Genomic DNA, 23,271 nt, shown 5'->3' with positions numbered 1-23,271 from the left:
TCGATGTGGCGCGGGTTGCCGAGATATTTTTCGATATAGACGGTCGCATCGCCAAAGGCGGCCTTTGCCTCGCTGCCTGCCTGCTGGATCAGCGTTTCCAATTCATCGGGGCTGTTGCAGACCTTCATGCCGCGCCCGCCGCCGCCGGATGCGGCCTTGATGATGACAGGATAGCCGACTTCTTCGGCAATCCTCTTGGCTTCGGTGATTTCCGAAACCGCGCCGTCGGAGCCGGGAACGAGCGGGAGGCCAAGATCGCCCGCCGTCTTCTTCGCCATCACCTTGTCGCCCATCGTCCGGATATGCTCCGGCTTGGGTCCGATAAAGGCGATCCCATGGCTTTCCACGATTTCGGCGAACTGCGCGTTTTCCGAAAGAAAGCCATAACCGGGGTGGATCGCATCGGCATGGCTGATTTCGGCCGCCGAGATGATCGCCGGGATGTTGAGATAGCTGTCTTTCGCCGCAGGCGGGCCGATGCAGATCGCCTCATCGGCAAGGCGGACATGCATTGCCTCGGCATCTGCCGTGGAGTGCACCGCTACGGTCTTGATACCCATTTCATGCGCAGCGCGGTGGATACGCAAAGCGATTTCGCCGCGATTGGCGATCAGGATTTTCTCGATACCCATGTTAGGGTCTTTCCGGGCTAGATTGAGGCACATGACGGAGCCGATTTTGGCTCAGGGTTAGGCGCGAGGAAGGAGCAATGGCATTCCATCGTGACTGACGAGCAACGCTGCCCTGAGCCAAAATCGGCCCGCCCCGGAGGGGTCGTTTGTAGGAAGCCATTGGCGTCGTCGCCGCGCTCGCACGGGCTACCGGCCCGCACTTCGCGCCGCTCCTATCCACTGGCTTCCTACAAACGATCATGTTGTCTCAATCTAGCCCGGAAAGACCCTCAGCTTACTCGATAACCATCAAAGGCTGGTCGAACTCGACCGGCTGGCCGCTCTCGACGAGGATCGATTTGACGGTGCCGCCATTGGGCGCAGTGATCGGGTTCATCACCTTCATCGCTTCGACGATGAGCAAGGTGTCGCCAGCCGAAACCTTATCACCGACGCTGACAAAGGCAGGAGCCCCCGGCTCTGGCGTGAGATATGCGGTGCCGACCATCGGCGATTTGACTGCATTGGCTGGAACCACTGGAGCAGCAGCCTCAGCCGGGGCGGCGGGTGCGGCAGCAGCAGCCGGGGCAGCAACAGCGACAGGGGCAGCCGCAACCGGGTTGATCGTGCGCGCCACCTTGATCTTACGATCGCCATCTTCGACCTCGATTTCGCTGAGGCCGGTGTCGTTGAGCAACTCGGCCAGTTCGCGCACCAATTTGGTATCGACCTGCATCCCGCCGGTTTTGCCGTTCATGTAAATTCTCCGTTTGACCCTGTTGGGGCCGCTTTAATCAGAGACGCGCCGCCGCGTCCAGCGCCAGTTCATAGCTTTTTGCGCCATGCCCTGCAAAACAACTGTGTGCAGCCATGCCAACATAGCTGATATGGCGGAATGGTTCGCGCTTCATGGGGTCAGAAAGATGCACCTCGATCACCGGCACCTTGATCGATTTAATCGCGTCGTGGAGCGCGATTGAGGTGTGGGTATAGGCGCCTGCATTGAGCAGCACAGCTTTCGCACCCTCGGCCTGCGCCTCGTGCAGCCAGTCGACCAGATGGCCTTCATGGTTGGATTGGCGAAAATCGATCTCCAGCCCCAACTCATGCGCCTGATCGTCAAGTCGACCTGCGATATCGTCGAGCGTATCGGTGCCGTAAATCTCCGGCTCTCTTGTGCCGAGCAGGTTGAGATTGGGGCCATTGAGGACGTAGATGAGATTAGTGTCAGCCAAGGCGTTTTCCCGTCGATAGTCTTGCCTAAAGATGCTGTCGGCCCCTATATGTGGATGACAGGAAAATGCGAGACAAAATGACCGATACTGCCACCCTTTCAATGATCGCTATCACCATCAACGGTGAACCGCGCCGTGTATCGGCGGGGTTGTCGGTTGCAGGGCTGGTGGCTGAACTTGGGCTCAATCCCAAAAAGGTCGCGGTCGAACGCAATCTGGAGATTGTCCCGCGCTCGATGCATGGCGATGTGATGATCGCCGACGGTGACCAGTTGGAGATTGTCCACTTTGTCGGCGGCGGCTAAGGGCCTGCCCATGAGCACCAACGATAGCTGGACCGTTGCCGGTCGCACCTTTACCTCGCGCCTGATTGTCGGAACCGGCAAATATAAGGATTTCGAACAGAATGCTGCGGCGCTGGTCGCTTCGGGTGCCGAAATCATCACCGTTGCGGTGCGCCGGGTCAATGTCGCCAACCCGGATGCGCCGATGCTGACCGACTATATCGATCCAAAGAAATACACCTATCTGCCCAACACCGCCGGTTGCTTTACGGCCGATGAAGCAATCCGTACTTTGCGGTTGGCGCGCGAGGCTGGCGGCTGGGATCTGGTGAAGCTTGAAGTGCTGGGTGAAGCGAGGACGCTTTACCCCGACATGCGCGAGACGCTGCGCGCTACCGAGATATTGGCCAAGGAAGGCTTTCTGCCGATGGTCTATTGTGTCGATGATCCGATAGCGGCGAAGCAATTGGAGGATGCAGGTGCGGTTGCGGTGATGCCGTTGGGCGCACCGATAGGGTCGGGGCTGGGTATCCAGAACCGCGTCACGATTCGCCTGATTGTCGAGGGAGCGAAAGTTCCTGTGCTGGTGGATGCAGGTGTCGGCACGGCCTCGGACGCGGCGGTCGGTATGGAACTGGGTTGCGATGGCATATTGATGAATACTGCCATTGCCGAGGCCAAGGATCCGATCCGCATGGCGCGTGCGATGAAACTGGCCGTCGAGGCGGGGCGTGAGGCCTATCTGGCTGGTCGGATGGGTCGTCGCATGTATGCGGACCCGTCGAGTCCATTAGCCGGGCTCATTTGAAGCAGATATAAATTACAGATGTAGTCGCTAGTCGAAGGCCAATTGCGCAAATGTGCAGTTGGTCGGGCGATGCTGCGCGTTCGTCGTGTCATTTGTCGACTTGTAAATCCGTCCATCACGTCTGTCGAAGCGTTGATGAAACGCTTTTCCGGATGCCCCATATCGATTGGGCAGACCGATGAAATGTTGCTCCCCAGCGCTTTAACCCGTCGGTCTGCACTCTCTCCCGAAGGGCCCAGATCAGAGAGGCCCATTTTAGAATAGGAGCCTTGATATGGCGAAAACCCGATTTGTTTCACTTGTTGCCGCCGCTGCACTTGCCAGCATGGCCGCAACCCCCACCATTGCCGCCGAACGTCAGATTCGCGTCGAGCATGGCGACCTTGATCTTTCGACTTCAGCAGGTCAGGCCAAGTTCAAATCGCGCATCACCCGCGCGGTGCGCAACGTCTGCGCCTTCCCATCGGTCAAAACTGCCTATGAACGCCTCGATCGTGATCGTTGCGAGGCGCGCGCAAAGACCAGTGCAATGCGTCAGGCAGGTGAAAAAATTGCCCGTAACGGCGTGCAGGTGAAGGTCGCGCTCGACTGAACAGCATGTCGACCTCGTCGGCGTAGAGGAGGTTATTTTCCAGCCAGCTTCTTCACGTCGGCGAGGTATTTTCTGCCAATCCGCATCGATTCTCCATCCTGGAAAATCGCGTGCCATACGCCACCGCCTTCGTGGCGCAATCCGGAAATCAGATCGCGGCGAACGATGTGGCTGCGATGGATTCGCTGGAATTTTGCGGGATCAAGGCGCTGCTCCAGCGTCGATATGGTTTGGTGGAGCAAATAGCTGCGCCCGCCCGTGTGCAACCGCATATAATCGCGCTCCGCCTCAATCCGCTCAATGTCCAATGCCGCAACGCGGATCAGTTCTGATCGATGCGATACCCAGAACTCGCTTGCATATTCGCTTGCAGACTCTTGCTGAGACGCGCCATCCTCAACGCCGCTGCCGTTCTCCGTGCCGTCCAATTGCTGTTGCGCACGGGCAATCGCGCGGCCCAACCGGTCAGCTGAAACCGGTTTGAGCATATAATCGACGACATCAAGGTCGAAGGCCTCGACGGCAAAATTGTCATAAGCCGTAACAAAGATGATTGCCGGCTTCTTCTCCATTAACGCGATTGCGCGAGCAACGCTGATACCATCCATTTTGGGCATGCCGATATCGAGCAGCATAAGATCTGGCGTCAATGTTTGCGCGAGACGGAGCGCTGCTGCCCCATCACCGGCCGTCCCCACCAGGTTGATGGCCGGTTCGGAAGCACATAATATTTGCAGGCGCTCAACCGCCAATGGCTCGTCATCGACGATGATCGTGCGCAGCCCTGTCATGCGGGATCCTCTGGCGAGATGGGAATGGTGATACTGGCGCGGAAGCCGCCATCAGGTCGGCGTCCATTGGTCAATTTTGCGCTGTCGCCATAACGGGCTTCCAGCCGGTCGCGAACATTGGCCAGGCCTATGCCATTGCCATGATCCTTAGCCGGCGAATCCTCACCATCATCGTCGACTGCGATCGTCATCCAGCCATCGCTGGCCTCTGCCGAGATGCTGACGGTGACCGGCCTTGTGCTGCGCGATACGCCATATTTGATGGCATTCTCAACCAGAGGCTGCAGAATGAGCGCCGGTACCTTTTCGTTGAGCAGCGATGGCACAATTTCGATCCGGGTGCGCAGGCGCTCCGGAAAGCGCACAGCCTCGATGCCGAGATATTGTTTTTGCAACTCAACCTCTTCCGCCAGTGTCACCTCTTCAAGCGGATCGCTTGAAAGGCTGGTGCGGTAGAAAGTGGACAGATTCTGGATCATCTCTTCGGCTCGGTCTTTGTCGCCTTTGATCACAAGGCTGGAAAGCGAGTTGAGTGTGTTGAACAGGAAATGCGGATTGACCTGATAACGCAGCGATCGCAACTCGGCATCCTGTGCCGCCTGGGCATAACGCGATGCCGTCCGTTCCGCCTCGCGCACTTCGCGGGCATAGCCCAAGGCTAAGTAGAGTGATGCCCAGGCAATCAGGAAGAAATAACGGCTGATCGCGATTTCCGCCACCTCCTGCCATGCGGTCAATCCCAGCTCGGCCTGGATATCCATGAACTTCCGGCCCAGTTCCTGGTCTGAAAAGACGCTGACCGGATCATAGACATTGAATACATAATAATTGGCCCATGCGATTGCGAAAGCGCACGGCGCAGCAGCGATAAAGGCTGTGGCCACGCGCACGCCCAACGGGCGTCGTTCGAAATGTCGCAGGATGAGATAAAGCAACCAGGTAAGCGCCATGCCCACAACTGTCACAGCAACGCGCCGTGTTGCCATTTCACCCTGTTCGGGGAATTCAAGGACAGCAGCGCGCAGTGACACGATGAGGGCATGGAACACCCAAAAGCCGACGATGGTCAAAAATGCCATCTGATGGCCCATCAGCGGGCGCTTGTTTGGAACGGAAACGGTCATACCCCCACATATGTCTTTTATGGCCTGTTGCCTCCCCCATAGCGCGCCGCTTGTCGAATTTACATCCGGATTGATCGAAGCAGCACAGAAGGCGGGATGAGCAAAAGCGTTAACGCCCCGGTAACCATATTTATGCGATGAATCAGACGGGCAAAATGAAATGGGGGCCTGACGATGACCAATGCTAACGCTTCGGCACCGGGATTGCTGACTTTCGCCGAGATCAAGGAGTTTGCGAGTTTCAGCGCGGCAAGCCAGCGCTATATTCGCCGTTCGCTTGATGTGGCCTTTGACCGTAAGGATGCGATCGAGCTTTGGTCGCGCGATGTCGTCGAGGCCGCTAGCATTCAGGCCCAATATCGTTTTTATGATCGGCTGCCGGATATTCGGGCGATGATTCCGGACAGCAGTTCGATCGAGGATGCAGAGCCTTTTATGGCGGCGCTGACGACCGTATCGGCGTTTGACCTTGGTCAGGGACGCATCGACGGATTTGCAGCCTTTCGCTTTTTGTATGAACGGCTGGTCGGCGCAGAGGCGCGTCCATGGTTTCCGGCGGCGTTCTGCGCTGCGGCTTCGATGCCGCACCTCCAGCCTGAGCGGCGCAAATTGTTGCTGCAGTCTATCAGCGAAGCCGTTGCTACTGCTCCGGGCTGGTCAAAGCGGGCACCGCGCTTTTTTCCCGAATGGGTTGAAAAGGTTGACGCAACAGTTGCCCGTTAGGCGCTATTTCCGGCGATAGCGGAAATACCAGACTTCGTGACCGTATACATTGCGGGCCTTGGCTTCATAGCGCGTTTCGGGCCAGCCGCCGGGGCGCACCTGAAAATCTTTGGGACCATTGCATAGCCATTCGAACTGGTGGCGGTGCGTTTGCATCACCATCAGCGCATGACGCAGGTAAATCGCGTGATCGGTGCCGAACCGGAATTCGCCACCGGGCTTTAACTTGGCCGCGATCATGTTGACCGGGCCATCATTCATCATCCGTCGCTTTGCATGCCGCGCTTTCGGCCAGGGGTCCGGATGCAGCAGGTACACAAAGCTGAGGCTGCCATCCGGGATGCGCGCCAGAACCTCAAGTGCATCGCCCATGTGGATGCGGACGTTCGCCAGCGGACCCATGCCATTGTAATTGTCGACATGGGTAAGCGCCTGCGCGACACCATTTTCAAAGGGTTCGCAGCCGATAAAGCCATGATCGGGCAGCATGTCGGCGCGGTAGGCCATATGCTCCCCACCACCAAAACCGATTTCAAAATGCAGCGGCCGATCAATGCCAAAAAGGCGTTCTGCCGTGACCGGGCCATCTTCCGGTACCGCAATTTGGGGAAGCAGATTGTCGATCAGGTCCTGCTGGGCGGAGCGCAGTTTCTTGCCCTTCGACCGGCCATAAAGGCGGTTGAGCGTTGTCGGATCTCCGGCTTTGTGCGCAGTCATGGCGGCGGCGATTAGCGGAAAATGCTGTCGGCGCAAGCGAGTCTGTCGTGCGCCGCCGGTCTTTACCGGATTTACACTAACTTACGTGCAGAATGATTATTACTTGGGGGGTATTCGGACCAGCGTGATTACCGACAAGATCTTCTTTTGGGTACTTCCCGTCATGTACGGCGTCTTTACTACCGTGTTCATGACGCTCGCGCGTTCGGAGGGCGGATCTTCTTCTGCAAAGAAGGGCGCCGCAGCCTTCGGCATTGGCATGCTGGCCATCGTGCTCGATACGCAACGCAGCCTTTTCCCAAGTTGGTTCTTCACGATTGCTGTTCCGCTTCATTGGCTCGTCATCTGGTATACAGCCGATGCCTTCCTGACGCGTCATGGCGATAAAATACCGGTAAAGCCTGCGGCAACGCTGTTCGCAATTGGCCTTGCGATCAATCTCTACGCCACCTTCATCGTCGATAGCGTGGCAGTAAGGGTACCGAATGCATCGATCGTCGCCATCGCCATTCTGACTTTGGCGTTACCCGGTTTCTTCAAGCACCGTGCCAAACGCCTGGATAAGGTAACTGCATTTGTCGTGGCCATGTGCTGGCTTTGCTATCTGGTACGATTTGGTTTCTACTTCACGCTCGACCAGTCTGGTGAATATGCGCGGACCAGCCAATGGTCCCAATATATGATGATTTTCTATTTCACCTCAGCAATTTTCGCGCTGAGTTTGGCATTTCTGCTGGTGATGGCGATCACGACCGACATGGTGGCGCGGCATTTTGCAGCGGCGACAATCGATCCACTGACCGGGGTTGCCAATCGTCGAGGTTTTGAACGGATGCTGGACGGCGCCGGGGGTGCCATGCCGTTTCAATCTGCTTTGATGGTCGACCTTGACCATTTTAAGCAGGTCAATGACACCTATGGGCACGGCATTGGCGACGGTGTTCTTGTCGCAGTTTCGCAGACGCTGATTACATGCTGCAAGGGGCTCGGAGAAGTTGTGCGCTTTGGCGGGGAAGAATTTGTGATCCTTCTGCGCACGGGCGAGCGGGCGGCCGTATTGCAGCTTGCCGAACTTTTGCGGTCTGCCGTGGCAGCCACCCGGCTGGATGCGCCTTATGACGCATTATCCTGCACCGCGAGCGTCGGTGTCGCGCTGGTCGAGCCGGGCGAGGATATCGACAATTCTATCCGGCGGGCGGACCGTGCCCTCTATCGTGCGAAAGAAACCGGCCGCAACAGGGTGGTTTTCGCCGATGTCGACGAAAACACACTCAGAACCGTTGCGGCTGTTTCAGCTTAAGCGAGCGCTGCCTTCAGGTCTTCAACCAAGTCGGTGCGTTCCCACGGGAAGAAATCGCCCTCCGCCTTGCGCCCGAAATGGCCATAGGCAGCAGTGTTGCGATAGATCGGCTTGTTGAGACCCAGATGGGTGCGGATCGAGCGCGGGGTGAGGCCACCCAGCTTTTCGATACCCATGATCGCTTCTTCGATCTTGTCGTCGCCTACGGTTCCAGTTTCATGCGTGTCGACATAGAGCGACAGCGGCTTGGAAACGCCAATGGCATAAGCCAGCTGGATCGTACAGCGCGTGGCCAGGCCCGCGGCAACAATGTTCTTCGCAAGATAGCGGCTGATATAGGCGGCTGAACGGTCGACCTTGGTCGGGTCTTTGCCCGAAAAGGCGCCGCCGCCATGCGGAGCAGCACCGCCATAAGTGTCGACGATGATCTTGCGGCCGGTCAGGCCGGCATCGCCATCAGGGCCACCGATTTCAAAGCTGCCGGTCGGGTTGATGTGATATTCGGTTTCGCGCAGCAATACGGGCGGGATCACGTCAGCGACGACCTTCTTCACATAAGCGTGCAGTTCGGTTTCCTTCGCGCCTTCGTCATAACCTGGCGCATGCTGGGTGGAGACGACGACGGCGGTTGCCGCGACCGGCAGGCTGCCTTCATAGCGCAAGGTCACCTGGCTCTTGGCATCAGGCTCCAGAAACGGGGCTGCGCCCGAATGGCGGTCAGCGGCCATGCGCTCGAGGATCTTGTGGCTGTAATAGAGCGTAGCGGGCATGAGGTCCGGCGTTTCGTCGGTCGCATAACCGAACATGATGCCTTGATCGCCGGCACCTTCATCCTTGTTGCTGCTGGCATCGACGCCCTGCGCGATATGCGCTGACTGGCCGTGCAGATTATTTTCAAAGCGGAAGCTTTCCCAATGAAAGCCTTCCTGCTCATATCCGATTTCCTTGACCGTGCGGCGGACGGTGGCTTCAATCTCTTCCTTGGCGCCCGGCGCCCACGCGCCATTTTCATAGACGCCCTTGCAACGGATTTCACCTGCGAGCACCACGAGCTGCGTCGTAGTCAACGTTTCGCAAGCGATGCGGGCTTCGGGGTCTTTTGACAAGAACAGGTCGACGATGGCGTCGCTGATCTGGTCGGCAACCTTGTCAGGATGGCCTTCGGATACGGATTCAGAGGTAAAAAGATAATTGGTGCGCATGGTTTTTCCAGTCGGTTGGCTGTGTCTGCGTATAAAGAAATCTTTATGTGCTGCTCGGCCCCTTAGCGGGAAGCGCGGCGTCGGGCAAGCGGCAACAGTGCGCATGCGATAAGCAGTGCGGCAAAGGCGAGCGGCAGGATATTGCCGTAGAGCGCGAACAGCGTTGGGGCTTTTTCCAAGGGAAGCGTCGCGTCGATGCGACCTGCCTTGCCATGTGGTAGGCTTTTGACCACGCGTCCGTCGGCATCGACCACCGCGCTGATCCCGGTCGGGGTGGCACGGACAATGGGCAGCCCTTCCTCAATCGCGCGCAGACGGGCCTGCGCCAGATGCTGCGGCGGGCCCCAACTGCCGAACCAGGCGTCATTCGACGGGTTGAAGATGAAATCGGGGCGGTTGGCGCGGTCAGTGACCTGCCCCGAAAAGATGATTTCATAACAGATTTGCATGCCGACTTTTACGCGCTGTCCGTTGAACGGCAGGTCGAGCGTACGCGGACCGGGGCCGGGCCAAAAATCGATCGTCCCGGGCACCAGCCGCGTTGCGCCGAGCGGCTCGAGCAGCCAGCGCAGCGCCAGATATTCGCCATAGGGGACGAGATGCGCCTTGTCGTAAGTTGCGAGGATTTTGCCCGAGCTGTCCATCGCGGTAACGCCATTGCGCGCGCCCACGAGTTGCTCGTCCTTGTCAAATTCCAAACGGTCCACACCAGTGATCAAGACGTCACCGGGATTCATCAGCCGCATCAGCGTAAGCCGCGCGCCTTGAGCGCTCTCCCCTGGCTGGAACTGGTAATAACGGAAGGGATAGCCTTCCTCCAACCGCCAGGGGATCGCGGCCTCGGGCCAAAGGATCAGGCGGGGGCGTTCATTTTTCGGCTGGCTGTGCTGGGCAAGGCGCGAGAAATTGACCGCGTCATAGCCGGGGGCATATTTGTCGATTTGGCTGATATTGGGCTGGACGACGGTGAGTTCGACGTGCCGTTTGTTGAACGCTTTGTTGCGAATGACGGTTTCAATGCTGTCTGTGTTGATTACAATCAAGGCAGTCACAGCCAACACGGTGAGAGGTAAGGTCAGGAAAAGGGCAGGTCGCCACGTGCGGCTTACCAGCAGCAGCAAGATACCTGCCGATGCAATGACTAAACCTGACAGCCCATAGCTGCCGATATAGATGGCAGGCGCTGCCGCATCGCCGACCGCAATGACACCCAACGGGTTCCACGCAAAGCCGGTGAAGACCCAACTGCGGAGCCATTCGGAGATGATCCAGCATCCCGCGAATGCGAGGATGAATGGAATCGTTGCCCCGGCGGAGGCAGGGGCCGTTGTCGGTTTGTCCCGCGCTGTTTGGGTGTCGCCTATAGCGGCCCCTGCCTGCGCAGGGGCGACGAGTTTGCCAATCCGCCATGCCCCCCAGCACGCCAATGCCGGATACACCGCCAGATAGAGCGCGAGCAAAAACACCGCTACCCAGCCCAGCCAGGCGGGCATCGCGGCCTGATAGGTGAAGGCGGTCGCGATCCAGTTATTGCCGATGCAAAAATGCCCGACGCCGAATATCCAGCCGAGCAGAAAGGCGCGTTTGCCGCTATCTGCCTTGGCAATCAGCTGCATCAGCAATGCGAGGCTCAGCAAAGTCAGAGGCCACAGATTGAGCGGTGCAAAACCGGTGGCGGAAATTCCGCCCGCAATCAACAGGGTCAAACCGTGATGTTTATCGAATATTGCCAGCAACTTCGCCATTGGATGCCGACATGGCGGGCAAATGTTGCAATTGCAATCGTTCAAACTTGTTGTTTGCCGTTCAGACGCGCGCTGCTAGCAAATGCCGATGAACATGATCCCGATTTTTGCGCTGATGCTGGCGCCCAATCCGCCCATCCCGATTAGTGACCTGCAGATGCGCGATATTGGCTGTGTCGCTGTAATCGGCATTGTCGCGCATGAGCAGAGATCTGGCGCTGAAGCGATGGCCAGCTATGCCGACGTCCGCGAAGGCGGAAAGCGCTGGGCGGGAATCGTCGGTGAACGGGTGATGGAGGAAAGCGGCCAGCCGCGCGAAGTGGTTGCCTTTGCTATCAAGCAGGCGGTTGAGGCCGAACAGGCAAAGGTCATCGAGATGAACGATGACGCGAAATCGAAAGACTATGTCCGCAACCGCTTCAACGAATGCCAGTCTGTCATGCACAGGCAGCTCGCTGCGACCGACGCTTCGATCCCTGCCGCCGCCGTTGACAACAGCGCGTCGATGCTGGCGGCCGAACCTGATTGGCAGACAGACGAACCCGACAAGATTGCGCTTTATCGCACCCAATTGGGCGAAGATTTGGGCAACCCGCATCGCATCCGCTATTGCAAGACGCTGGTCGACATTTCGTACAAGGAAATTTCAGGGCGTGAGGGCGCCGACAGCCGCGACGCCAAGGCGTTCGGGCGGCTGGCACAGGCCTTTGCTTTCAAAGCTCAAGGGCTTCCCGCTGCTGAAACACCGAAGCCGATTTCTGCCGACGAACTGCAAGCCGAGCTGGAGAAAGAACCCAGCAGCGAAGAGAAAATGGCCCGCTGCCTGCGCCTTGGGGAATCGCTCGCGCTGGCGATGCCGCCCGAATGAGCCTGCGTCCATTCCACCTTGCCTTTCCGGTGCATGATCTCGCGGCGGCGCGGGCGTTTTACGGCGAATTGCTAGGCTGCCGCGAAGGGCGCTCGTCGGACCACTGGATCGATTTCGATCTTTATGGACACCAGATCGTCGCGCATCTGGATGCCGGGATGACACCGCGCCCGATCCACAATGCGGTCGACGGCCACGACGTGCCGGTGCCGCATTTCGGGATCGTGCTGACCATGCCGCAATGGGAAGATCTGGCCTCGCGCCTGAAGGCAGCGGGCGTGAAGTTCGGTATCGAACCCTATGTCCGTTTCAAAGGACAGGTTGGCGAGCAGGCGACGATGTTTTTCACCGACCCCAGCGGCAATGCGCTGGAGTTCAAGGCCTTTGCCGATGACGGGCAGTTGTTTGCGACGTAAATTGCACCGTAGCCCTGAGCTCGTCGAAGGGCGCTTTTCGGTGAAGCGTGCTTCGACAGGCTCAGCACTACGGTTTCGATAGCGACTAAAGTTAAGTCCGCTGGAAAACCTGCTCCATCGTGGTCACGCCGGAGCATTTGTCGCCCGGCTTCTGACCACCGCCTGCAAGCATCGTGACGGCTACAAAGCCTCCCACGACGATGACGATGAACCCGGCGCTGACCCATGCCAGATATTTGTCGATGAAAGCCTTGATCGGCGCACCGAATTTCCAGAACAATATGCCGACCAGCATGAACTGGAAGGCGCGGCTGAGCACGCTCGACCAGATGAAATCGAACAAGGGCATCTGGATGAAACCGGCGGTCAGCGTCAGCAGCTTGAACGGGATCGGTGTTGCGCCCTTGATGAGGATGATCTCCGCCCCGAATTCACGCAGGTAGCAGGCGGCCGCGGGGAAAGTGTCCCACAGGCCCAAGGCCTTGAGCAGCGACACGCCGATGGTTTCATAGGCAAAATAGCCGATGGCATAGCCGAACAGCCCGCCCAGCACCGACGCCAATGTGCAGATCGCGCCATAGCGGATCGCCCGGTCGGGCCGCGCGAGGCACATCAGGCCCAGCAATGGGTGCGGCGGGATCGGGAAGAAGCTCGATTCAATGAAGGAGAAAAGGAACAGCCAGCGCTCCGCATGGGCGTGCGCGGCTTTATCCATCATCCATTCGTACAGGCGTTGCAGCATATTGGCGGCTCTAGGGGGTTTCTCTATCCGGGCAAGACTTATTCGGTCGCAGCCGTGCCCGCACGCATCACGCGCCCATAGGCCCAGCCGATGCCGATCAAGGCGATGCCCAACCCCATGAAAGAGAGGATGCGCAGCACCCCTTCGAGCGCGGCGGCGTCAATCAGGAAGACCTTGAGCGTGACTACGGTCAGCAGCGCCAACCCGGCAAGGCGGAGGATGGCGAGGCCGGTTTTGATCCCTATGGCAAGCCAGGCAATCGATAGTGCGAGCAACGCCGCCGAGTAGAGATAATTCTCCCCGACATCGATGGTCGCCCCCGAGATCAGATTGCCTTGTACCAGCTGACGAACGGTGACGAGCGCGGTGAGCGCCATCGCCAGCAGGCTCCCGATTTCAGCCAGTTTCGGTAGTTGTGGATGTGCTTTTGCGATAATGGGACTACGTGCCAATTGCCACAACCAGAAGGCGGAAAGGCCAATATGGATCGTGCCGAGATTAGCGATGGGTGCCGGACCAAGCGCTTGCGCCTCGTATAGCGGATTGAAGACGCCCAGGTCGAACCAGCACAGCCGGAACAGCGCCAGCGCGATTGCGGCCAGACCTGCCTTGGCCCAGATGCTGGCGCCATCGGTAGCGCGGCGCATCGCCAGCCATCCGGCGAGGAAGAGCAACTGCGTCATCACCACCCGCTCGGCTAGGCCAAGGGTTATGAACTGCGACGGGCTGTCGATATGCGCGACCTGCTTGGCGATCAGCCAGAGGATCGCGAGCAGGCCGGTGCCGCCCGCAAACCACGCTGCGCGTCTCGCCCAGCGACCGAGGTCGAATTGGGGTAGTGCGGCGATCGCCAAGACCAGCAGCGATGGCAGCAGCGTCAGCTTGGCGACCTCGGTGATGTCGGGGAGGCCCGATACAGTCAGGATCTCGCCGCCCAATGCCCCTCCCAACGCGTCGAGGAAGCGCCATGACTCGGCGACCAAGGCGAAGATGCCAAAGCCCAGCGGAATCGCCGCGAGCTTTTGCATCGCGCTGCCATTGGTGCGGACGGCCCATGCGGCGAGTGCAGCAGCGATGGCGAAGGTCGCACTAGCAATATAATCATTTGGCAGGAGGTGCGTGAGCGCCAACCAGCCCATCACCGCTGCAAGAGCTGCGCTGGCGATCTGGACGATCTGGTCGATCCGGTTCTCCGCCCGCCTCCACTGCCATGCAATAAAGGCGGCCGGCAGGATCAGCAGCGCGGAAACTGCAGCCCATATGCCATCCGGAAAGTCGGATTTGGCGACCCCAAAGGCCGCGGCAAACGGCACCGCCTGCGCCATCAGCGCGAGCATCGCCCAATAGGCCCGGCTCGGCCGGTCGCTGCGCGCGCGCAGGTGCGCCGGAATGGCGAAGAGCAGGCCGGTACCCAATGAGGCGACAATCATCATCGTCCGCGAAGTCTGGCTATCCCATCCCGCCGCCAGTGGCATCAGGCAGAGCAGCAGTGCACCGAACAGGCTGGGCATGTGCCGCTCGTCACGCCAAGCCAATGCGATGGTGGCAGAGGAGAGCGCACCGTAAAACGCCCAGCCCATCCAGCCAAATTGCAGGCGTGGCAAAAGCATAGCGAGTTGCACCAGCGCCAGCGCCATCGGGGCATAGCGGGCCAAGGCTTCGAGGCGCGGATCAGCATCGGCAAAGCGTTCGCCAACCAGCACGGCCGCACCGCCTGCCACCAGCACAAACAGCCCGACCAGCGGCAAGGCGCTCTCCGCCGCGAAGATCAGGCCGATGGTCCACAGCGCGCCGCCTCCGCTGGCAAGCAAGAGCAACCAAAGCCAGCGCCGCCACAAGGCGAGGCCGAACAGGCCTGCGAGGAAAACGCCGAGATAGAGCAGCAACACCGGCACATTGTCCGGCCCCAGTCCGGCGACCCAAGGTGCTGCAAAGCCGCCGATGAGCCCCATCAGCGCGGTTGGCGGACCGTGGCGGAGCGCGAGTGCGAAAGCGAGAATTGTGGTCGCGATGAGCAATGCGAAGGCGATGGGCACGCCGATCAGGCCATAGACCTCTGCGGCCATGTAGAGCGTACCGTAAAGGATCGCGATGCCTGCCCCGGCCAGTGATTGGGCGATGCGCGGATCGGCGGTGAAGGATTCGCCGATTTTGGGCAGCCGCCCGCCCCAGTGGCTTCCTGCGATCAGCAGCAATGCGAACAATGTCGCCAACACCGATCGCGTACCGGGACCGAGCAGTCCGGCGTCGATCGTGTAGCGCACGAGGAAGAAGCCTGCGAAAACGAGCGAGATCCCGCCGACCCAGATCGGCAATTTGCCGCCGACCAGTTCCTCGAAGCTCCAGCTTTTCTTTGAAGGGGGTTCCGTTTCGGGTTCGGGGTGGGGAGACGGGGCTTCGATGGTGGCGCGCGGTTTTGCATCCGGCACTTCGCCTTTAACGGTCGCTGGTCTGCGGCTGGCATAGGTCATCGCCGGCGGTGGAGCAGATGGCGCGTCCACTTCCTCTGTAACGTTCCGCTGGGCTGCAACCGGCGCCACCGATCCGGTATTCATCCGGTCGATCAATATCCCGATGCGCTCTTCGAGCAATTTGATGCGCCCGTTGAGGTTGAGCAGCCAGACTGCGAGGACCAGCGCAATCAGCAGTAACAGGCCTTCCATCGCATCCCCCATGGCGGTTCAGGATCAAAGGCTTACCTGCTTCGTCACGATTGGCAAGCGCGCTCGACGTACTGGTTGCAAAGCGCAACTGATATGGCAAACAACGCGGCAGGAAATTCCAGCGAAGGATGATGGTTATGATTCTCTATGGCGCGCCGCTCTCCCCCTATGTCCGCAAGGTTTTGGCCTTTGCCGCTGAAAAGGGGATGGAAATCGAACTGGTGCCCGTCGGCATGGGGGATCCCAATCCGGACTTTGCCGCTTGCAGCCCGTTCCGCAAAATGCCGGGCTTTCGCGATGGCGATTTCACGATTTCGGATTCATCGGCGATTGTCATCTATCTGGAGGCCAAGCAGCCAGAGCCTGCGATGATCCCGGCGGATCCTGCCGACCGTGCGCGGACGGTATGGTTCGATGAATTTGCCGATACGATTGTCACCACCGCAGGCGGCAAGATTTTCTTCAACCGTGTCGTCTCGCCCAAATTCATGGGCAAACCCGGGGATGAGGAAGCCGCCAAACAGGGCGAAGCCGATATGGTGCCGATCTATGATTATCTGGAACGCATCATTCCCGCGTCCGGCTTTCTGGTAGGTGACCGGTTGACGCTCGCCGATATAGCGGTTGCCAGCCCCTTTGTGAACGTCGCGCATTGCGGGATTGTGCCTGATCCCACCGCTTATCCGAAACTGACCGCTTATCTCGCCGCAATCCACGCGCGCCCGGGCTTCGCGACCTGGATCCCGCGCGAACGCAAGATGCTCGGATTGGGCTGAGTCAGTCTGGTACAGTTTATGTGATGCCGCTGGTTTTTTCGACGGTGTGAGTTCGACCAGCTTTGCAGATGAAAGGCGCGAGCAGTTGATCCTTCGAGAAATCGCGGTAAGTCTTAGCTTTACAGATTTTCGTGCAAGGACGGTAAGTTGAACGGCCAAAGTTTCGATAACTATGTTGCCAAGCATCGGCGTGATGCCGTTCTGCTTCACCGGCCTTATCCTCCGCATAGCGGACCGAAGACCAATTCCAAATTTGGCGGGTTACCTCGCCTTCCGGACCATTATGAGTGGCCTCGCGACGGCCATGGTAATGCGCTTCACTTTCTCGCCCAGATCGATTGTGCGGACATTCCTTTTGGCACTCCATTGCCTGAACGTGGTGTACTGTTCTTCTTTGCGCGCGAGGATGAGGAGCAAATCTGGAACGACCCCGATTGGCTGGCTGATGCGGTGAGGGTTATTTACGCGCTCGATGCCTTTGCGTTGACACCGCCCCGAGCGCATCCCGATGATCTCGGCACACCGGGAGGGAATCATTATCCTCTGCCTGCGTGGCGCGGGCTGGTGCTTGAAGGCGAAGACGCGCCCAAACTTCATGTCGAATGGCCGATCCAATTATTACGGATCGAGACTTGGCCAGACGAGTTGTTCGAAGAGGTGACCGAAGTAAGGATCAACTGGGTACAACGCCTAAAGGAAAAGCTTTTCAGCGCACCACCTGTTCAAGATTGGCAAGCGCAAAACGACCGACACACTGCTTATTCGGAAGTATTGCAGGCAAAACGGTTCGAAGCCTTTGAACGATCTACGGGGAAATGCCTTGAGCTGGAGCGGCCGATAAATGGCGATCGCCTGCAGGCACAGGCGCTATTCGAATATGCCGAAACCGGAGGAACAGCCTTTCCTTTTTTCTGGATCAACATCCGCCATGCAGCGTCGCTTTTGCTTTGGACCTTTGAAAGCGGGGGGTACCGCAACAATCTACGCGAAGATCAGCTACCTCTTGCGCGCGAATGGCTGACGCGGTCCAAGGCGCAGGCGGACGATGCGGTTCCGAACGACGCTGATCGCGCTGCTTTTCGGGAATGGCTGATGCAATGGCACAAGGAGCGCCCCGACATCGCACCCGATCCGCTGCGTTATGACAAAGCAGTGAACTTTGCCGTGCAGACCAATATTAGGAGCTGGTCAGGCGACCCGGAATGGGCTGCGAAAATCCCTGCATGGATCTATGAAGCCATGCGGCAAAGCTTTGACGAATGGAACTATGGCGATTTAGCATATTCGCAAATGCTGGGACACGCACCTTCGGCGCAGGAGCCGCTGCACCCCGACGATCCAACACTGTGCTTGATCAACCTATGCACCGACGACGCATTGGGAACGATGTATGGCGATGTTGGAAATGCAGCTTTTTTCATTTCGCCTGCGGACCTCGCAAAACGTGACTTTCGGAATGTCGAGGGCGAGGTCATGGGGCATTAAAAATAGGCATTTATATCTTTTACAAACCCACTACTTTCCAGCGAGGTTCGTCGCTGATATGAGGTGGGTATGGACTTTGGGGAAATCGCTAAAAGCGTTCGGGACCAATTCGTGATGGTGGCAGATGCCCCCGTCCCGTTTATCGCTTCGCTTCTGTTCGCGGGCTGGCTAATTTGGCTTGCCGTTAAACACACTTTCGCAACACGATTAGAAAACGCCAGAAGCACCATTGATCTGCAAGACCGACAGCTTCAGGACTACAAAGACAAGCTAGATGGCGCGTCACCTGAACAGGCGAAGGCGCGGCTTGATGCTCTTGAGCAGAGGATTGAAGACGGATTTAGAGCACTAGCTCCAAGACGAGTTTCGGACGAACAGCGGCAAGCAATGGTGGCAATACTTGATGCCGAACACGGCAATCACGTAACAATAGCACAAGACGCGGCCATTGCAGACGCTCGCCCGCTAGCTCAAGGTATTGCGGCGGTATTTCACGCAGCCAGATGGACCACAAGTTCTGCGATGGTCATGGGTCTGGGCAACCCCCCTCCAAGTGGAGTGGGGTTGATGGTGCAGGATCAAAACAACTTAACTCCCCCGCAACGAGCAATTTACAATGCACTTCAAGCGGCAGGGATCGCTTTTGACATACAAAACGGTGGCGTTGGCATAAACGAGCCGGGCGGGCGTCAATCAGTTGCTGAAATTATTGTAACTAGCCCTCTTGCTTGACCGGCTTATGCTTAGCAACCTTCTTTAGTCGCGCTTCCCATGCAGCTTCATCTTCATCCGCTTCGGCTTTGCGAGCAGCTTCTTTGAATTTTGCTAACTGTGGTTTATTGGCGTCCATTGTATGCAATACCTTTACGCAGATGAGGCCGGTTGTTTTACTTTTAACAAACAACCGAACGTGAGCCGATATTTTATCATATGCACCGTCTCGACAACAGACCTGAGTTTGGCGGTGGACTTGATGCGTTTACGCCATGATTTGCTGATGGCAGGCGAAAAGCTTGGTGATTGCTTCCATGCCACGACGGACAGCCAAGCAACGCGGGACAAAGTTTACGAGTGCATTTTAGGGCACGAGTTTAGAGTTCAAGCCACGATATGCGAAAAGTCAAAAGCTCAACCGCAGGTGCGTAGTAGTAAAGCTAGATTCTATAAGATTCCTTGGTTTTTTCATCTAAAGCATGGGCTTTCAAGCCACGTTGACCCTACCGAAACTCTGGTTGTCACGGCTGCATCAATTGGAAGCCGCAAGGAACGGGCTTCGTTCACTAACGGGATTGATGATGTCGTTGGGCAGAACTTGATAAATGCTAACTACCTTGTCGATTTCAAACCCGCCGCGTCTGATCCTTGGCTTCAAGTCGCGGATTATTGCGCGTGGGCAATTCAGCGCAAATGGGAACGCGGCGATAGTCGTTCATTTGATTTGATCTCAAAGAGAATAACATATGAATATGAGTTGTGGCGGCACGGCTCAACTCACTATTATTGAGCGGTCCGCCATATTGGCAATCTTGGCTATCAATTGAACGCCCAGGGGCGTTTGTCACCAAGCAAGAACCGCTCAACTTTAATTATTAAAATATTGGCTGGATGTCAAGAAGATTTGCGAGTTTTCCGGTGCGGCTTTGTCCGCCACCGTGTTCGATTCCGCTTGGTTTTCTGCGACTTTTTGGCGCCGTTAGAGTCAGTTAGCCCCCTTATACATTAACCGCTTGCCGCTGATGCCTTTCATCGCTTCAATGGAGCGCAATTGGTCATCGATGCCGTTGGCTTGGCGATTGCTGTAACGGAAATCAAACTCTGCCAAATAGCGGTGAAGGTGACGCTCGCTGCAATGCTGATAGACGCCGCGCATACCGCGCTTAAAGATCGAAAAGAAGCCTTCCAGATCGTTAGTGGTAGCACCGTCTTTTACATACTGGCTGTTACCGTGGAACACGCGAACGTGACCGTCAAATTCCTTGCCAACCTGCTTGTAGTAGGTGGACTCATCGGTAACGAGACGGCTTTCAGCAAGTACGTTTTCGCGGACAATGCGAGCGACTTCACCCTTTGCCAGTCGGGGCGCGTAGATCGAACGGGTTTTGCCGGTGTTCTTATCAAGCAGGCTGACAATGCGCATCTTGTGACCGAAGCCACCAGCGCGGGGAGCCTTCTTAACACCCTCAAGATTGCCGTAGTAGGTTTCATCGGCCTGCACGTCGCCACCCTTACCGCCGAACGGGGCAAGATGACCGTCGCGCATTGCCTCGCGAATTCGGTGAGCGAGAAACCAAGCGGACTTGTAGGTAATTTCCAGAACGCGATGAAGCTGGTGAGCAGAAATGCCCTTCTTGCTGCTGGTCATCAAATAAACGGCTTGTAGCATCTTGTGGAGCGGCATACGGCCATGCTCGAACACAGTGCCAACCTTCACGGTGAACTGCTTGCGGCACTCACCGCACTTTTTCAGGCCGTGGCGAACAGCACCTTCCGGCGACTTCTTGGAAGCCTTGCCGCGAACGTCCGACAGATCATAAACACGACCGCCTACAACGCCGCAATGCGGGCAAACAACGCCCTCCGACCAGATGATGCTCTCCAAATAGGTGAAAGCCTTGGCTTCATCGTGGAAATAGGGCTTGGACAAAACAGACATAACTAACTCCTTGGAATCGCTATGCCTTAATCACCGTGGTTTGTAAAGTATATAATTGCCAACGCGTCAATGGCATGGACCAAGGATGCAGGCAACGCCTTCGTCACGCTCGCGGTCGGTGATGTGGACTGTGGAACCTTCTGATGCCCAGTCTCGCGCACAAGCGCGGTACGCGCGCGCAAATTGACGCAGCGGCTGCATCGAGCCAGCTTCGCACCGGCGAGGTCTACCTGATCACAGATGAAGCCCGTTTGACGGTTGGAACTGCCACCAATGCGCATGAACCTACCGCCAAGCAAAGCGAGGCGGGCGGCGGTGGCAGCGATCCGTGGACCTGGCAGAAGCTTGCGGCCGATGTCGCGAACAGCACAACTACGCTGTCTGCCGCCACCGGCCTTTCGTTCGCTGCCAGTGCCAACACATCCTATCTGGTCAAGGTTTACGGTGCATTGCAATCTGCGGCCACAACTACGGGGGCGGCTCTGGCGGTTGATATTCCGTCGGGTTCAGTGGTCGGTCAAACCCAGATCAATTCGAGCGCATCCGCCGTACAAGCAACCGAGCAGATCGCCGACAATGCCACCACAGGGGTGACCACCGGCGTCCGAGCGGCCAATACCAACGTGCCTGTTCACGCATGGTTCCGCGTCGATATCGGCGTGACCGGCGGAACGGTGCAACTGCAATTTCGTAGCGAGGTGGCCGGTTCTGCGGTCACCCTGAAAGCCGGCCTTACGACGATGGGTCGCCGCGCGATCTAATTCCCAAGGAGAAATTTATGATCAGCCGCGATGCGGTGGTGCTCGACAGCGATATGCTGGACGAGGCCCGCGCCTATTTGCGCCTTGAAACCGAGGAGGAAGACGCCTCGTTGGGCAGCGTCCTGCTTGGCGCCATTGGCCACGCCGAAGCCTATCTTGGCCAAATGCTGTTGCGCAGAAATGTGCGCGAGGTGGTCCCTGCCAGCATGCATTGGCAACGCCTGTCGGTGCTACCGGTTGTGATGGTCAACTCGGTTACGGGTATCCCCGCAGAGGGCATGCCTTTTGCGCTTTCCAGCGATGCCTATAAGGTCGAGATCGACGCCCATGGCGAAGGCTGGCTGCGCGTAATGCAGCCGGAATCGGCGGGACGCGTTGAAATCGCCTGTCTAGGCGGAATGGCGCTGACATGGGCCGAACTGCCTGAGGCGATCCGGCTGGGTGTATTGCGGCTGGCGGCGCACCTGCATCTTCACCGCGACAATCCGGATGATTTGGGCCCGCCCGAAGGTGTCGCGGCGCTGCTTCGTCCCTGGCGGCGGAGGCGGATCGCATGAGTGGCGAGTTTCTGGGAATGCTGCGCGAGCGTGTTACTATCGAGCATCGGCTCGGTAACCGTGATGCATTGGGCGGCGCGAGTGGGCGTTATGCCTATGATGGAGCTGCCTGGGTTGCAGTCTCTCCGTTGATACCTGCCGACCTGACCGCCGCCGATAGCTTGTCCGCCATGCCCAGATGGCAGGTGACGATGCGCAAGCGCGAAGGCATCGATCTGCGCACCCGCCTTGTCTGGCGTGGGCGCTTTTTGGGTGTGCGCAACATCGTCAGCGATCCGCGCGATCCATCGCGCATGGTGCTGACTTGTGAGGAGGCACGCTGATGTTTGAGCGTTTGCAAGAGGCTGCCGACCGTCAGGCCGATCGGCTGTTGATGCGGGTGATCCATCGGCTGGCAAAGGCCGAAACACCCAAAGGCGTCGATATTGAGCCACTTGACGACGGCGTAAGCCTGTCCGGGAGTGGCCTGAAACGCCGCATGATTGATGATGCCCGGTTGAGGAATTTTGGTCGATGAGCGACGCAGTCGAGATATTGCAATCAGCGCTGGTGAACGCGGTGGAAACGCACCCGGTGCTAGCCGATGAACTGACCGGCGTGTTCGATGGTCCACCGCCGCGTTCGGCCTTCCCTTATGTTTCGATCAATGATGGAATCTGTGGTGACTGGAGTACCAAAACCGCCATGGGACGGGAGATCCGCATGGGCTTGACCGTATGGGACGATGGCGAAAGTGCCACGCGCTTGCATCAGCTCATCAGCCATGTTGAAGATGCCGTCGCAGCACTGCCTCGCGATCTTCCGGGTTGGCGAATTGCGAGTATCGTTTTTCTGCGTTCGTTTGTGGCGCGCAATGCGGCGGGCGCCTGGGCAGGTGTCGTCGATTATCGGATAAGGATGCTTTCGACGGCCTGACGGTCAAACCATTGGATAGTCGCTCTTGCGCTTGCGGCGTTTGGGCGGCTCTGCCTTGCATTCGGGCAGCAACACCGCCGGTCCTCGGCTTTCAGGTTGCGGTTTCGGTAACAGGCCCTCGGGTGCCGTGCGATGCGGCTCTGAAGGCGCGGTTTTGTGCGCCCCCATCATGATTTCGGCTGACGGACAAGCATCCGCAGCTTTCGCATTTTGCTGCACCCCAACAGGTGCAGCAATCAAGCTGCTTACGAGCAGCATTCCAACCAGCATGGCGACCTCCTCTCCCCAGATTGAGTCGTCTTG

At 57.9% G+C, this 23,271-nt stretch carries 27 protein-coding genes and 1 pseudogene; 15 read left to right on the top strand and 13 right to left on the bottom strand.

All coding sequences use genetic code 11. The annotated features are described in order from the left end of the window. The 3 genes from PKC81_RS02855 to aroQ form a co-directional block, all read right to left on the bottom strand. A partial coding sequence (locus PKC81_RS02855) for a biotin carboxylase N-terminal domain-containing protein (protein ID WP_324333129.1) occupies nucleotides 1-632 on the bottom strand: 632 nt, incomplete at its 3' end. Nucleotides 633-906: 274 nt separating this feature from the next. Next, nucleotides 907-1,368, bottom strand: coding sequence for an acetyl-CoA carboxylase biotin carboxyl carrier protein (gene accB, locus PKC81_RS02850; protein WP_324333128.1), 462 nt, complete (start codon nucleotides 1,366-1,368; stop codon nucleotides 907-909). 37 nt (nucleotides 1,369-1,405) lie between these two features. Next, on the bottom strand, nucleotides 1,406-1,846 hold the full coding sequence (gene aroQ, locus PKC81_RS02845) for a type II 3-dehydroquinate dehydratase (protein WP_324333127.1): 441 nt from the start codon (nucleotides 1,844-1,846) through the stop codon (nucleotides 1,406-1,408). 77 nt (nucleotides 1,847-1,923) lie between these two features. Here aroQ and thiS point away from each other — a divergent pair. Both thiS and PKC81_RS02835 read left to right on the top strand, forming a co-directional pair. Further along, nucleotides 1,924-2,938 (top strand): annotated as a pseudogene (gene thiS, locus PKC81_RS02840) (sulfur carrier protein ThiS). Nucleotides 2,939-3,212: 274 nt separating this feature from the next. Next, nucleotides 3,213-3,530 carry a UrcA family protein gene (locus PKC81_RS02835; RefSeq protein WP_324333126.1) on the top strand — a complete coding sequence of 106 codons (318 nt, stop codon included), beginning with the start codon at nucleotides 3,213-3,215 and terminating at the stop codon, nucleotides 3,528-3,530. Between the two features lie 32 nt (nucleotides 3,531-3,562). On the opposite strand, the gene PKC81_RS02830 is transcribed toward PKC81_RS02835, so the two are convergent. Together PKC81_RS02830 and PKC81_RS02825 are read right to left on the bottom strand one after the other, a co-directional pair. Next, the gene (locus PKC81_RS02830) at nucleotides 3,563-4,321 is read right to left on the bottom strand and encodes a LytTR family DNA-binding domain-containing protein (RefSeq protein ID WP_324333125.1); all 759 of its coding nucleotides are present in this window, start codon (nucleotides 4,319-4,321) and stop codon (nucleotides 3,563-3,565) included. Beyond that, the gene (locus tag PKC81_RS02825; RefSeq protein ID WP_324333124.1) at nucleotides 4,318-5,400 is read right to left on the bottom strand and encodes a histidine kinase; all 1,083 of its coding nucleotides are present in this window, start codon (nucleotides 5,398-5,400) and stop codon (nucleotides 4,318-4,320) included. The genes PKC81_RS02830 and PKC81_RS02825 overlap by 4 nt, the downstream gene beginning before the upstream one ends. A gap of 219 nt (nucleotides 5,401-5,619) precedes the next feature. On the opposite strand from PKC81_RS02825, the gene PKC81_RS02820 reads away from it, so the two are divergent. Continuing rightward, a complete protein-coding gene (locus tag PKC81_RS02820; protein ID WP_324333123.1) occupies nucleotides 5,620-6,168 on the top strand; it encodes a hypothetical protein in 549 nt (182 codons plus the stop codon). 3 nt (nucleotides 6,169-6,171) lie between these two features. Here PKC81_RS02820 and PKC81_RS02815 read toward each other — a convergent pair whose 3' ends face one another. Further along, nucleotides 6,172-6,885, bottom strand: a complete 714-nt coding sequence (locus PKC81_RS02815) for a tRNA (guanine(46)-N(7))-methyltransferase TrmB (RefSeq protein WP_324333122.1) — start codon at nucleotides 6,883-6,885, stop codon at nucleotides 6,172-6,174. 103 nt (nucleotides 6,886-6,988) lie between these two features. On the opposite strand from PKC81_RS02815, the gene PKC81_RS02810 reads away from it, so the two are divergent. Continuing rightward, the gene (locus tag PKC81_RS02810) at nucleotides 6,989-8,185 is read left to right on the top strand and encodes a GGDEF domain-containing protein (RefSeq protein ID WP_324333121.1); all 1,197 of its coding nucleotides are present in this window, start codon (nucleotides 6,989-6,991) and stop codon (nucleotides 8,183-8,185) included. Here the strand turns inward: PKC81_RS02810 and metK are convergent. Beyond that, a complete protein-coding gene (metK, locus tag PKC81_RS02805; RefSeq protein WP_324333120.1) occupies nucleotides 8,182-9,387 on the bottom strand; it encodes a methionine adenosyltransferase in 1,206 nt (401 codons plus the stop codon). The genes PKC81_RS02810 and metK overlap by 4 nt on opposite strands. A gap of 62 nt (nucleotides 9,388-9,449) precedes the next feature. Beyond that, complete coding sequence (gene lnt / locus PKC81_RS02800; RefSeq protein ID WP_324333119.1) at nucleotides 9,450-11,132, bottom strand: apolipoprotein N-acyltransferase; 1,683 nt, start codon at nucleotides 11,130-11,132, stop codon at nucleotides 9,450-9,452. An 88-nt stretch (nucleotides 11,133-11,220) separates the two neighbouring features. Here lnt and PKC81_RS02795 point away from each other — a divergent pair, with 88 nt between their 5' ends. Next, complete coding sequence (locus PKC81_RS02795; RefSeq protein ID WP_324333118.1) at nucleotides 11,221-12,000, top strand: hypothetical protein; 780 nt, start codon at nucleotides 11,221-11,223, stop codon at nucleotides 11,998-12,000. Continuing rightward, on the top strand, nucleotides 11,997-12,416 hold the full coding sequence (locus PKC81_RS02790; RefSeq protein ID WP_324333117.1) for a VOC family protein: 420 nt from the start codon (nucleotides 11,997-11,999) through the stop codon (nucleotides 12,414-12,416). The genes PKC81_RS02795 and PKC81_RS02790 overlap by 4 nt, the downstream gene beginning before the upstream one ends. Nucleotides 12,417-12,507: 91 nt before the next feature. On the opposite strand, the gene PKC81_RS02785 is transcribed toward PKC81_RS02790, so the two are convergent. Then, nucleotides 12,508-13,158 (bottom strand): YqaA family protein, encoded by a 651-nt coding sequence (locus tag PKC81_RS02785; protein WP_324333116.1) that lies wholly within the window; start codon nucleotides 13,156-13,158, stop codon nucleotides 12,508-12,510. Between the two features lie 38 nt (nucleotides 13,159-13,196). Continuing rightward, a complete protein-coding gene (locus PKC81_RS02780) occupies nucleotides 13,197-15,821 on the bottom strand; it encodes a DUF2339 domain-containing protein (RefSeq protein ID WP_324333115.1) in 2,625 nt (874 codons plus the stop codon). Nucleotides 15,822-15,949: 128 nt separating this feature from the next. Between PKC81_RS02780 and PKC81_RS02775 the strand changes: the two genes are divergently transcribed. The 3 genes from PKC81_RS02775 (at nucleotide 15,950) to PKC81_RS02765 (ending at nucleotide 18,814) form a co-directional block, all read left to right on the top strand. Beyond that, the gene (locus PKC81_RS02775; protein WP_324333114.1) at nucleotides 15,950-16,597 is read left to right on the top strand and encodes a glutathione S-transferase family protein; all 648 of its coding nucleotides are present in this window, start codon (nucleotides 15,950-15,952) and stop codon (nucleotides 16,595-16,597) included. Nucleotides 16,598-16,744: 147 nt separating this feature from the next. Beyond that, the gene (locus PKC81_RS02770; RefSeq protein ID WP_324333113.1) at nucleotides 16,745-18,082 is read left to right on the top strand and encodes a DUF1963 domain-containing protein; all 1,338 of its coding nucleotides are present in this window, start codon (nucleotides 16,745-16,747) and stop codon (nucleotides 18,080-18,082) included. 69 nt (nucleotides 18,083-18,151) lie between these two features. Continuing rightward, on the top strand, nucleotides 18,152-18,814 hold the full coding sequence (locus PKC81_RS02765) for a hypothetical protein (RefSeq protein ID WP_324333112.1): 663 nt from the start codon (nucleotides 18,152-18,154) through the stop codon (nucleotides 18,812-18,814). Here the strand turns inward: PKC81_RS02765 and PKC81_RS02760 are convergent. Next, the gene (locus PKC81_RS02760) at nucleotides 18,798-18,932 is read right to left on the bottom strand and encodes a hypothetical protein (RefSeq protein ID WP_324333111.1); all 135 of its coding nucleotides are present in this window, start codon (nucleotides 18,930-18,932) and stop codon (nucleotides 18,798-18,800) included. The two genes, PKC81_RS02765 and PKC81_RS02760, sit on opposite strands and share 17 nt — an antisense overlap. Nucleotides 18,933-18,935: 3 nt before the next feature. On the opposite strand from PKC81_RS02760, the gene PKC81_RS02755 reads away from it, so the two are divergent. Beyond that, nucleotides 18,936-19,586, top strand: coding sequence for a DUF3800 domain-containing protein (locus tag PKC81_RS02755; protein WP_324333110.1), 651 nt, complete (start codon nucleotides 18,936-18,938; stop codon nucleotides 19,584-19,586). A gap of 195 nt (nucleotides 19,587-19,781) precedes the next feature. On the opposite strand, the gene PKC81_RS02750 is transcribed toward PKC81_RS02755, so the two are convergent. Further along, complete coding sequence (locus PKC81_RS02750) at nucleotides 19,782-20,735, bottom strand: IS1595 family transposase (RefSeq protein WP_324333109.1); 954 nt, start codon at nucleotides 20,733-20,735, stop codon at nucleotides 19,782-19,784. Nucleotides 20,736-20,878: 143 nt separating this feature from the next. On the opposite strand from PKC81_RS02750, the gene PKC81_RS02745 reads away from it, so the two are divergent. Genes PKC81_RS02745 through PKC81_RS02725 form a run of 5 tightly spaced genes read left to right on the top strand, consistent with a single transcriptional unit; the run spans nucleotide 20,879 to nucleotide 22,968 of the window. Further along, nucleotides 20,879-21,496, top strand: coding sequence for a hypothetical protein (locus PKC81_RS02745; RefSeq protein ID WP_324333108.1), 618 nt, complete (start codon nucleotides 20,879-20,881; stop codon nucleotides 21,494-21,496). A 17-nt stretch (nucleotides 21,497-21,513) separates the two neighbouring features. Next, nucleotides 21,514-22,053: a hypothetical protein gene (locus PKC81_RS02740; RefSeq protein WP_324333107.1), complete on the top strand. Its 540-nt coding sequence runs from the start codon at nucleotides 21,514-21,516 to the stop codon at nucleotides 22,051-22,053. Beyond that, nucleotides 22,050-22,376 (top strand): head-tail adaptor protein, encoded by a 327-nt coding sequence (locus PKC81_RS02735; protein WP_324333106.1) that lies wholly within the window; start codon nucleotides 22,050-22,052, stop codon nucleotides 22,374-22,376. The genes PKC81_RS02740 and PKC81_RS02735 overlap by 4 nt, the downstream gene beginning before the upstream one ends. After that, nucleotides 22,376-22,570, top strand: a complete 195-nt coding sequence (locus PKC81_RS02730; protein ID WP_324333105.1) for a hypothetical protein — start codon at nucleotides 22,376-22,378, stop codon at nucleotides 22,568-22,570. Before PKC81_RS02735 ends, PKC81_RS02730 begins: the two co-directional genes overlap by 1 nt. Continuing rightward, the gene (locus PKC81_RS02725) at nucleotides 22,567-22,968 is read left to right on the top strand and encodes a DUF3168 domain-containing protein (RefSeq protein WP_324333104.1); all 402 of its coding nucleotides are present in this window, start codon (nucleotides 22,567-22,569) and stop codon (nucleotides 22,966-22,968) included. Before PKC81_RS02730 ends, PKC81_RS02725 begins: the two co-directional genes overlap by 4 nt. 3 nt (nucleotides 22,969-22,971) lie before the next feature. Here PKC81_RS02725 and PKC81_RS02720 read toward each other — a convergent pair whose 3' ends face one another. Beyond that, nucleotides 22,972-23,238, bottom strand: coding sequence for a hypothetical protein (locus PKC81_RS02720; protein WP_324333103.1), 267 nt, complete (start codon nucleotides 23,236-23,238; stop codon nucleotides 22,972-22,974). Nucleotides 23,239-23,271: the final 33 nt, after the last annotated feature.

It is taken from the genome of Sphingorhabdus sp., from assembly GCF_035329025.1.
In the GTDB taxonomy this organism is placed as follows: domain Bacteria; phylum Pseudomonadota; class Alphaproteobacteria; order Sphingomonadales; family Sphingomonadaceae; genus Sphingorhabdus_B.
Note: the sequence above shows the minus strand (reverse complement) of the source record. Positions and strands in the feature narration are given on the sequence as shown.

Excerpts from the sequence above, each read along its gene's own strand:
- accB (WP_324333128.1), bottom strand. The coding sequence starts at position 1,368 with ATGAACGGCAAAACCGGCGGGATGCAGGTCGATACCAAATTGGTGCGC.
- PKC81_RS02835 (WP_324333126.1), top strand. The coding sequence starts at position 3,213 with ATGGCGAAAACCCGATTTGTTTCACTTGTTGCCGCCGCTGCACTTGCC.
- PKC81_RS02830 (WP_324333125.1), bottom strand. The coding sequence starts at position 4,321 with ATGACAGGGCTGCGCACGATCATCGTCGATGACGAGCCATTGGCGGTT.
- PKC81_RS02825 (WP_324333124.1), bottom strand. The coding sequence starts at position 5,400 with ATGGCATTTTTGACCATCGTCGGCTTTTGGGTGTTCCATGCCCTCATC.
- PKC81_RS02820 (WP_324333123.1), top strand. The coding sequence starts at position 5,620 with ATGACCAATGCTAACGCTTCGGCACCGGGATTGCTGACTTTCGCCGAG.
- PKC81_RS02815 (WP_324333122.1), bottom strand. The coding sequence starts at position 6,885 with ATGACTGCGCACAAAGCCGGAGATCCGACAACGCTCAACCGCCTTTAT.
- metK (WP_324333120.1), bottom strand. The coding sequence starts at position 9,387 with ATGCGCACCAATTATCTTTTTACCTCTGAATCCGTATCCGAAGGCCAT.
- lnt (WP_324333119.1), bottom strand. The coding sequence starts at position 11,132 with ATGGCGAAGTTGCTGGCAATATTCGATAAACATCACGGTTTGACCCTG.
- PKC81_RS02795 (WP_324333118.1), top strand. The coding sequence starts at position 11,221 with ATGAACATGATCCCGATTTTTGCGCTGATGCTGGCGCCCAATCCGCCC.
- PKC81_RS02790 (WP_324333117.1), top strand. The coding sequence starts at position 11,997 with ATGAGCCTGCGTCCATTCCACCTTGCCTTTCCGGTGCATGATCTCGCG.
- PKC81_RS02785 (WP_324333116.1), bottom strand. The coding sequence starts at position 13,158 with ATGCTGCAACGCCTGTACGAATGGATGATGGATAAAGCCGCGCACGCC.
- PKC81_RS02780 (WP_324333115.1), bottom strand. The coding sequence starts at position 15,821 with ATGGAAGGCCTGTTACTGCTGATTGCGCTGGTCCTCGCAGTCTGGCTG.
- PKC81_RS02775 (WP_324333114.1), top strand. The coding sequence starts at position 15,950 with ATGATGGTTATGATTCTCTATGGCGCGCCGCTCTCCCCCTATGTCCGC.
- PKC81_RS02765 (WP_324333112.1), top strand. The coding sequence starts at position 18,152 with ATGGACTTTGGGGAAATCGCTAAAAGCGTTCGGGACCAATTCGTGATG.
- PKC81_RS02760 (WP_324333111.1), bottom strand. The coding sequence starts at position 18,932 with ATGGACGCCAATAAACCACAGTTAGCAAAATTCAAAGAAGCTGCTCGC.
- PKC81_RS02755 (WP_324333110.1), top strand. The coding sequence starts at position 18,936 with ATGCAATACCTTTACGCAGATGAGGCCGGTTGTTTTACTTTTAACAAA.
- PKC81_RS02750 (WP_324333109.1), bottom strand. The coding sequence starts at position 20,735 with ATGTCTGTTTTGTCCAAGCCCTATTTCCACGATGAAGCCAAGGCTTTC.
- PKC81_RS02745 (WP_324333108.1), top strand. The coding sequence starts at position 20,879 with ATGCCCAGTCTCGCGCACAAGCGCGGTACGCGCGCGCAAATTGACGCA.
- PKC81_RS02740 (WP_324333107.1), top strand. The coding sequence starts at position 21,514 with ATGATCAGCCGCGATGCGGTGGTGCTCGACAGCGATATGCTGGACGAG.
- PKC81_RS02735 (WP_324333106.1), top strand. The coding sequence starts at position 22,050 with ATGAGTGGCGAGTTTCTGGGAATGCTGCGCGAGCGTGTTACTATCGAG.
- PKC81_RS02730 (WP_324333105.1), top strand. The coding sequence starts at position 22,376 with ATGTTTGAGCGTTTGCAAGAGGCTGCCGACCGTCAGGCCGATCGGCTG.
- PKC81_RS02725 (WP_324333104.1), top strand. The coding sequence starts at position 22,567 with ATGAGCGACGCAGTCGAGATATTGCAATCAGCGCTGGTGAACGCGGTG.
- PKC81_RS02720 (WP_324333103.1), bottom strand. The coding sequence starts at position 23,238 with ATGCTGGTTGGAATGCTGCTCGTAAGCAGCTTGATTGCTGCACCTGTT.